This is a genomic window from Streptomyces sp. SID14436, from assembly GCF_010548465.1.
Lineage (GTDB): Bacteria > Actinomycetota > Actinomycetes > Streptomycetales > Streptomycetaceae > Streptomyces.
In genome coordinates this window covers 1-7,550 of sequence record NZ_JAAGMD010000678.1, presented here as the reverse complement: position 1 = coordinate 7,550, position 7,550 = coordinate 1, and the positions used below count along the sequence as shown (strand labels likewise).

General features: G+C 74.2%; 5 protein-coding genes. 4 read left to right on the top strand and 1 reads right to left on the bottom strand.

Annotation, left to right across the window (positions count from 1 at the left end; translation table 11 throughout):
- Positions 1-93: 93 nt before the first annotated feature.
- Positions 94-294, bottom strand: a complete 201-nt coding sequence (locus G3I53_RS24600; protein WP_164338839.1) for a hypothetical protein — start codon at positions 292-294, stop codon at positions 94-96.
- A 245-nt stretch (positions 295-539) separates the two neighbouring features.
- On the opposite strand from G3I53_RS24600, the gene G3I53_RS24595 reads away from it, so the two are divergent.
- The 4 genes from G3I53_RS24595 (at position 540) to G3I53_RS24580 (ending at position 7,411) form a co-directional block, all read left to right on the top strand.
- Positions 540-1,463 carry an LLM class F420-dependent oxidoreductase gene (locus tag G3I53_RS24595; RefSeq protein ID WP_164338838.1) on the top strand — a complete coding sequence of 308 codons (924 nt, stop codon included), beginning with the start codon at positions 540-542 and terminating at the stop codon, positions 1,461-1,463.
- 197 nt (positions 1,464-1,660) lie between these two features.
- On the top strand, positions 1,661-3,124 hold the full coding sequence (locus G3I53_RS24590) for a 3' terminal RNA ribose 2'-O-methyltransferase Hen1 (protein WP_164338837.1): 1,464 nt from the start codon (positions 1,661-1,663) through the stop codon (positions 3,122-3,124).
- Positions 3,121-5,685, top strand: a complete 2,565-nt coding sequence (locus G3I53_RS24585; RefSeq protein ID WP_164338836.1) for a polynucleotide kinase-phosphatase — start codon at positions 3,121-3,123, stop codon at positions 5,683-5,685. Before G3I53_RS24590 ends, G3I53_RS24585 begins: the two co-directional genes overlap by 4 nt.
- A 169-nt stretch (positions 5,686-5,854) precedes the next feature.
- Positions 5,855-7,411, top strand: coding sequence for a hypothetical protein (locus G3I53_RS24580; RefSeq protein WP_343240682.1), 1,557 nt, complete (start codon positions 5,855-5,857; stop codon positions 7,409-7,411).
- Positions 7,412-7,550: the final 139 nt, after the last annotated feature.

Genomic DNA, 7,550 nt, shown 5'->3' with positions numbered 1-7,550 from the left:
GCGCGTCGGGCTCGGCCGCTTGCCGCTCCCGCCGGTCGCGAGACCGACCAGAGCCGCCGGCGCCCCCGCCGGCCCCGCACGCCGGCCCGCGGCTCACTGTCCCGGTGGTTCCTCGCCCGCCCCGGCCAGGCCCGTCCTCGGCTGTCCCGCTCCCGCCGGGCCCCGGAGGTCCGCGTCCAGGGCCGTGAGGTCCGCGTTCAACGCCGCCATCAGCTCCTCCATCTGCTGGAGCAGCCCCTTGGGCTGCCCGCTCCCGCCCTGCCGCGGCACGGACTCTTCGGACTCTTCGGACACGACGGCCTCCTCGGCCCCTGGCCCCCGGGACGGGGGCCGACACGGTTGACGCCCCGGCGCACACGGGCCGGCGCGGGCGCCGGGTGGTCCGGCTCCGACCGGCCAACGATCTTCATCGGGACGGGTCACCGGCCCGGTCATACCGGGGTCGCCGGGCGGGCCCGCTTTCACCCGACCGTGGAGCGGGGCGCGCGGCCGCCGAGCCGGGGCGGGGTGTCCGGGCCCGGACCGTGCAGGATGGAGACATGGATCTGCGAATCTTCACCGAGCCCCAGCAGGGGGCCACCTACGACACCTTGCTCACCGTCGCCAAGGCCACCGAGGACCTCGGGTTCGACGCCTTCTTCCGGTCCGACCACTACCTCAAGATGGGCTCCGTCGACGGCCTGCCCGGCCCCACCGACGCGTGGATCACCCTGGCCGGCCTCGCCCGGGAGACCAGCCGCATCCGGCTCGGCACCCTGATGACCGCGGCCACCTTCCGCCTCCCCGGCGTCCTCGCCATCCAGGTCGCCCAGGTCGACCAGATGTCCGGCGGACGCATCGAACTCGGGCTGGGCGCGGGCTGGTTCGAGGAGGAGCACAAGGCGTACGGCATCCCCTTCCCGAAGGAGAAGTTCGGCCGCCTGGAGGAGCAGCTGGAGATCGTCACGGGTCTGTGGGCCACCGGCCCCGGCAAGACCTTCGACTTCCACGGCACCTACTACGACCTCACCGGGTCGCCCGCCCTGCCCAAGCCGGTCCAGTCCAGGATCCCGGTGCTCATCGGCGGCCACGGCGCCGTCCGCACCCCCCGGCTGGCCGCCCGGTACGCCGACGAGTTCAACATGCCCTTCGCGTCCGTCGAGGACAGCGAGCGGCAGTTCGGCCGGGTCCGCGCCGCCGCGAAGGAGGCGGGCCGTGACGCGGACGACATCGTCTTCTCCAACGCCCTGGTGGTCTGCGTCGGCAGGGACGACGAGGAGGTCGCCCGCCGGGCCGCCGCCATCGGCCGGGAGGTCGACGAGCTCAAGGCCAACGGCCTCGCGGGCTCCCCGGCCGAGGTCGTCGACAAGATCGGGCGGTACGCCGAGACCGGCTCCCGGCGCATCTACCTCCAGATGCTCGACCTGCACGACCTCGACCACCTGGAGCTGATCTCCGCCCAGGTCCAGTCGCAGCTGTCGTAGGCCCCGCCGGGAGCCCCGCCCCTCGACGGGGCTCCGGCACCTTCGAACGGGACCGTCCGCGCGCCGGGCGGTCCCGTTCCGCGTTCCCGCCCCCGGATAATTCCCGGGGCTTCCCCCACGGATCCCGGTACCTTGGCACGACGCGCCGGACCACCGCGCGTTCCCGCACTTCAGAAGGTGTCCGAGGGGTACCCACCGTGTTCCTGACGATCAGCACCACCGGCGTTCCCGAGCGCCCCGCGACCGACCTCGGTTTCCTGCTGCACAAGCATCCCGACAAGGCGCAGTCGTTCTCCACCTCCTGCGGGCGGGCGCACGTCTTCTACCCCGAGGCCGACGAGGAACGCTGCACGGTGGCGCTGCTGCTCGAGGTGGACACGGTGGCCCTGGTCCGCCGGGGCAAGGGCAAGGGCCGCGGCGGCGCACCCGACGCCGCCCTCGCCCAGTACGTCAACGACCGCCCCTACGCGGCCTCCTCGCTGCTCGCGGTGGCCCTGGGCAACGTCTTCTCCAGCGCCCTGCGCGGGGTGTGCGACGCCCGCCCCGAGCAGCCCGCCCTGCCGCGTCCGCTGCGCGTCGAGGTGCCCGCCCTGCCGGCCCGCGGCGGCCCCGCGCTCGTCCACCGGCTCTTCGAGCCGCTCGGCTGGACGGTCACGGCCGACCCGGTCGCGCTGGACACGGAGTTCCCCGAGTGGGGCGACTCCCGGTACGTGCGGCTCGTCCTGGAGTCGGAGACGCTCACCCTCGCCGAGGCCCTGCGCCACCTCTACGTGCTGCTGCCGGTCCTCGACGACGCCAAGCACTACTGGGTCGCCCCCGACGAGGTGGACAAGCTGCTGCGCGTCGGCGAGGGCTGGCTGCCCGGCCACCCGGAGCAGCGCCTGATCACCAGCCGCTACCTCACCCGCCGCTGGTCGCTGACCCGGCAGGCGCTCGAACGCCTGGAACTGGTGCGGCTCGCGGAGACCGACGACAGCGACGTCCAGGACATCGACAACGCGGTCGCCGACGAGAGCGCCACCGAGGAGAAGCCGACTCCGCTCGCCGTGCGGCGCCGGGAGGCGATCCTCACCGCGCTGCGCGCCGCCGGAGCCGCCCGGGTGCTCGACCTCGGCTGCGGACAGGGCCAGTTGGTGCAGGAACTGCTCCGCGACCCGGCGTACACCGAGATCGTCGGCGTCGACGTGTCGATGCGCGCCCTGACCATCGCCTCCCGGCGGCTGAGACTGGACCGCATGGGGGAGCGGCAGGCGGCCCGGGTGAAGCTCTGGCAGGGCTCGCTCGCCTACACCGACCGCCGGCTCAAGGGGTACGACGCGGCCGTGCTCAGCGAGGTGATCGAGCACGTCGACCTGCCGCGCCTGTCCGCCCTGGAGTACGCCGTGTTCGGTGCCGCCCGCCCCCGGACCGTCCTCGTCACGACGCCGAACGTCGAGTACAACGTGCGCTGGGAGACCCTGCCGGCCGGCCACGTCCGGCACGGCGACCACCGCTTCGAGTGGACCCGCGCGGAGTTCCGCTCCTGGGCCGCCGAGGTGGCCGAACGGCACGGCTACGACGTGGAGTTCGTGCCCGTCGGCCCCGACGACCCCGAGGTCGGTCCACCCACCCAGATGGCCGTGTTCAGCACCGGCACCGAGAAGGAGGCGAAAGCCGCATGACCACCGCGACAACCGGGACCACCGCCGCGCGTGCGGACGGCCGCGTCCTGCCCGTCACCGACCTCTCCCTGGTGGTGCTCGTCGGTGCCTCCGGCTCCGGCAAGTCCACCTTCGCCCGGCGCCACTTCAAGCCGACCGAGATCCTGTCCTCCGACTTCTGCCGCGGGCTCGTCGCCGACGACGAGAACGACCAGAGCGCCAGCCGCGACGCCTTCGACGTGCTGCACTACATCGCCGGCAAGCGCCTGGCCGCCGGCCGCCGCACCGTCGTCGACGCCACCAGCGTCCAGCAGGAGTCCCGCAAGCAGCTCGTCGAACTGGCCAGGCGGCACGACGTGCTGCCCATAGCCATCGTGCTCGACGTGCCCGAGGAGGTGTGCGCCGAGCGCAACGCGGCCCGCACCGACCGCGCCGACATGCCCCGCCGGGTCATCCGCCGGCACACCCGCGAACTGCGCCGCTCGCTGCGCCACCTGGAGCGCGAGGGCTTCCGCAAGGTGCACGTGCTGCGCGGCGCGGAGGAGGTCGAGCGGGCCACCGTCGTCACCGAGAAGCGGTTCAACGACCTGACCCACCTCACCGGCCCCTTCGACATCATCGGCGACATCCACGGCTGCTCCGCCGAACTGGACGCCCTGCTCGGCAAGCTGGGCTACACCGACGGCGTGCACCCCGAGGGCCGCACCGCCGTGTTCGTCGGCGACCTCGTCGACCGCGGCCCGGACAGCCCCGGCGTGCTGCGGCGGGTGATGGCCATGGTCCGGTCGGGCAACGCGCTGTGCGTGCCCGGCAACCACGAGAACAAGTTCGGCCGGTACCTCAAGGGCCGCAAGGTGCAGCACACCCACGGACTCGCCGAGACCATCGAGCAGATGGACGGCGAGAGCGAGGAGTTCCGCACCGAGGTGCGGGAGTTCATCGACGGGCTCGTCAGCCACTACGTCCTCGACGGCGGCCGGCTGGTGGTCTGCCACGCCGGTCTGCCCGAGAAGTACCACGGCCGCACCTCCGGCCGGGTCCGCAGCCACGCCCTGTACGGCGACACCACCGGCGAGACCGACGAGTTCGGCCTGCCCGTGCGCTACCCGTGGGCCGAGGACTACCGCGGCCGGGCCGCCGTCGTCTACGGCCACACCCCCGTCCCGGAGGCCACCTGGCTCAACAACACCATCTGCCTGGACACCGGCGCCGTGTTCGGCGGCAAGCTGACCGCGCTGCGCTGGCCGGAGCGGGAACTGGTCGACGTACCGGCCGAGCGGGTCTGGTACGAGCCGACCCGCCCGCTGCGCACGGAAGCCCCCGGCGGCCAGGACGGCCGCCCGCTGGACCTCGCCGACGTGCACGGCCGGCGCGTCGTCGAGACCCGGCACGCCGGCCGGGTGTCGGTGCGCGAGGAGAACGCGGCGGCGGCCCTGGAGGTCATGAGCCGGTTCGCGATCGACCCGCGCCTGCTGCCCTACCTGCCGCCCACCATGGCCCCCACGGCCACCTCGCGGCTGGAGGGCTACCTGGAGCACCCGCAGGAGGCGTTCGCCCAGTACCACCAGGACGGCGTCGCCCGGGTGGTGTGCGAGGAGAAGCACATGGGCTCGCGCGCCGTCGCCCTGGTGTGCCGGGACGCGGACGCCGCCCGCGCCCGGTTCGGCGCCGACGGCCCCACCGGCTCCCTGTACACCCGCACCGGCCGGCCGTTCTTCGACGACGCCGCCGTCACCGAGGAGATCCTCGGCCGGCTGCGCGCCGCGGTCACCGGGGCCGGGCTGTGGGAGCGGCTGGAGACGGACTGGCTGCTGCTGGACGCCGAGCTGATGCCCTGGTCGCTGAAGGCGTCCGGGCTGCTGCGGTCCCAGTACGCGGCGGTCGGCGCGGCCTCCGGCGCGGTGTTCCCCGGCGCCCTGACCGCGCTGGAGGACGCCGCGGCCCGTGGCGTCGACGTGACGGACCTGCTGGGCCGCCAGCGCGAACGGGCCGAGTCCGCCGACGCGTTCACCCGCGCCTACCGGCGCTACTGCTGGACCACCGACGGGCTCGACGGGGTGCGCCTCGCGCCGTTCCAGCTGCTGGCCGTGCAGGGCCGCAGCCTCGCCGCGCTGCCCCACGACGAGCAGCTCGCCCTGATCGACCTGCTGGTGGAGCACGACGCCACCGGTCTGCTGCAGACCACCCGGCGGCTGTACGTCGACACCGGCGACCCCGAGTCGGTGCGGGCGGGCGTCGACTGGTGGCTGGAGATGACCGGGCGCGGCGGCGAGGGCATGGTCGTCAAGCCGGTCGGCGCCCTGGTCCGCGGACCCGAGGGCCGGCTGGTGCAGCCCGGCATCAAGTGCCGGGGCCGCGAGTACCTGCGGATCATCTACGGCCCCGAGTACACCCGGCCGGAGAACCTGGCGCGCCTGCGCGGCCGGTTCCTCAACCACAAGCGGTCCCTCGCGGTCCGGGAGTACGCGCTCGGCCTGGAGGCCCTGGACCGGCTGGCCGAGGGCGAGCCGCTGTGGCGGGTGCACGAGGCGGTTTTCGGGGTGCTCGCCCTGGAATCCGAGCCGGTGGACCCGCGGTTGTAGCACAGCCGGCACCGGCCTCGTGAGGGGATTCCGGCCGAGTGGGCCCGTACGGGCGACACGCGGCCGGATCCCACGGCCGGGCACCCCACGCGTCCCTGGTGAACCGTCAGTTGCCGTGCTAACTTCGCAGGCCGGTCAGGCAGGCGTACCGACTCATGGGGGACAGTCGGTGGAGAACGGAGTGGGTTCCGGCGAGGCCGCCGGTGCGGACGGGCAGCGCGCGACCAGTCTGGAACTGATGTTCCGGCTCACCGCCGTGCTGTGCGAGCTGAGCTGCATGGAGGACGCCCAGGGCCGCGCCCAGTTCGCGACGGTGCTCGGCGAACACCTCGGCCGCACCGTCGACGTCCGCGGGATCCGGCTCCGCGAGGACGTCATCACCGTGGTGCGCACCGCGCTGAACGTGGGCGGCGGCGAACACGTACTGGTGCGCGTGGTCGAGCTCTTCGAGGGAAGCGCGCCCGCCGAGGAGATGCGCGCGCTGCTCGCGCCCGCCGCACCCCCGTCCCCGGCTCCCGAGAGCCTGCCCGGCCCGCTCTCCGGCCACGACACCGGCACCGCCCGCGGCCTGCTGGCCGACGCCGAGGGCGAGGTGTCCCCGGGCCGGCTGCGGGACCTGCTGGCCGACGAGCTCAACGGCCTCTACCTGCCGCCGGGCCTCACCCCGGAGCAGCTCTTCGGCCACGTCCTGGAGTGGAACGCGCAGCCGGACGGCTTACCCCCCGCGGTGCTCCTGGTCGACGCGGCGGCCTCGCTCGCCGCCCTGCCGGGGCACCGCGGCGCCCTCACCAAGTGGGTCGACGGCTGGGCGCAGCGCGCCGCCCTCACCGGGGCGGTGTCCCGGCGCCGCACCGCACGCGCCCGGGCGGCCCCCGACCCCGACATCCCCTGCTGCCTCATCGTCGCCGTGGAGCCCGCCCGCGACGGCTCCGGCGACATCGCCGTCCGCCCCTGGCTCAACAGCGTGCCGGGCCACTGGGACCCGCAGCCCGGCGAGCCCGCCACCACCTCCCTGGACCGTCTCGGGGAGGCCGTCGAACAGGCCCTCCGGCAGGGCGCCCGGCTCTGGCCCGTCGGCCCCGCACCGGGCTCCGGCGGTCATGAACAGCCGCCCACCTACGTCGAGTTCGTCCTCCCCTACGACCTGCTCAACCACGACGTGGCCGGACTGAGGTTCACCCTCGGCCACGGCCGCCCGCTGCCGCTGGGCCTGCGCTACGCCGTGCACCTGCGCAGTCTGGAACGGATGCGCACCGACGACCGGCTGGTCCGCCGGCAGTGGCAGGAGCGCTGGCGCGTGCTGCGGCAGCAGGGCGTCACGGTGCACGGCTGGAGCGGCGACGACGCCCAGCGGCTCGACGCCTGGCAGACCACCCTCGCGGGGGAGTCGGCGCGCACCGCCGTGGTCCTCGACGCCCCCGCCGACACGCCCGCGCTGGAGGCGCTCAAGGCGGCCATCGCCGAGGGCATCGCGCTGGCCATATGGGACCGCCGGGGGGTGTTCGTGGAGGAGCGGCGGGAGGTCGTCACCGCCGTCTTCGCCTCGGTGCCGGTCGCGGCCCAGATCCCCATGGCGATCCACCGGCTGCGCAGGAAGGCCGTGGACCCCGCACAGAGTCCTGATCTCCTGGGGCGCCATATCGCCTTTTTCTGGGACGATCCTACGCGGTTGGTCGACATCCACACCGACGACGGCGACCTTGCCAACGAGGAGGCACCGGCATGACCGCGCAGGACGAGCAGGCGCCCGCGGAGCGGACGCGCCCACAGCCGGCCGAGGAGGGGACCGGCGGGCCGGACGGCACGGCGCCGGACGGCGCGGACCGGGCCGCGGGCGACTGGCGGGTCTTCCACGCCACCGGCCG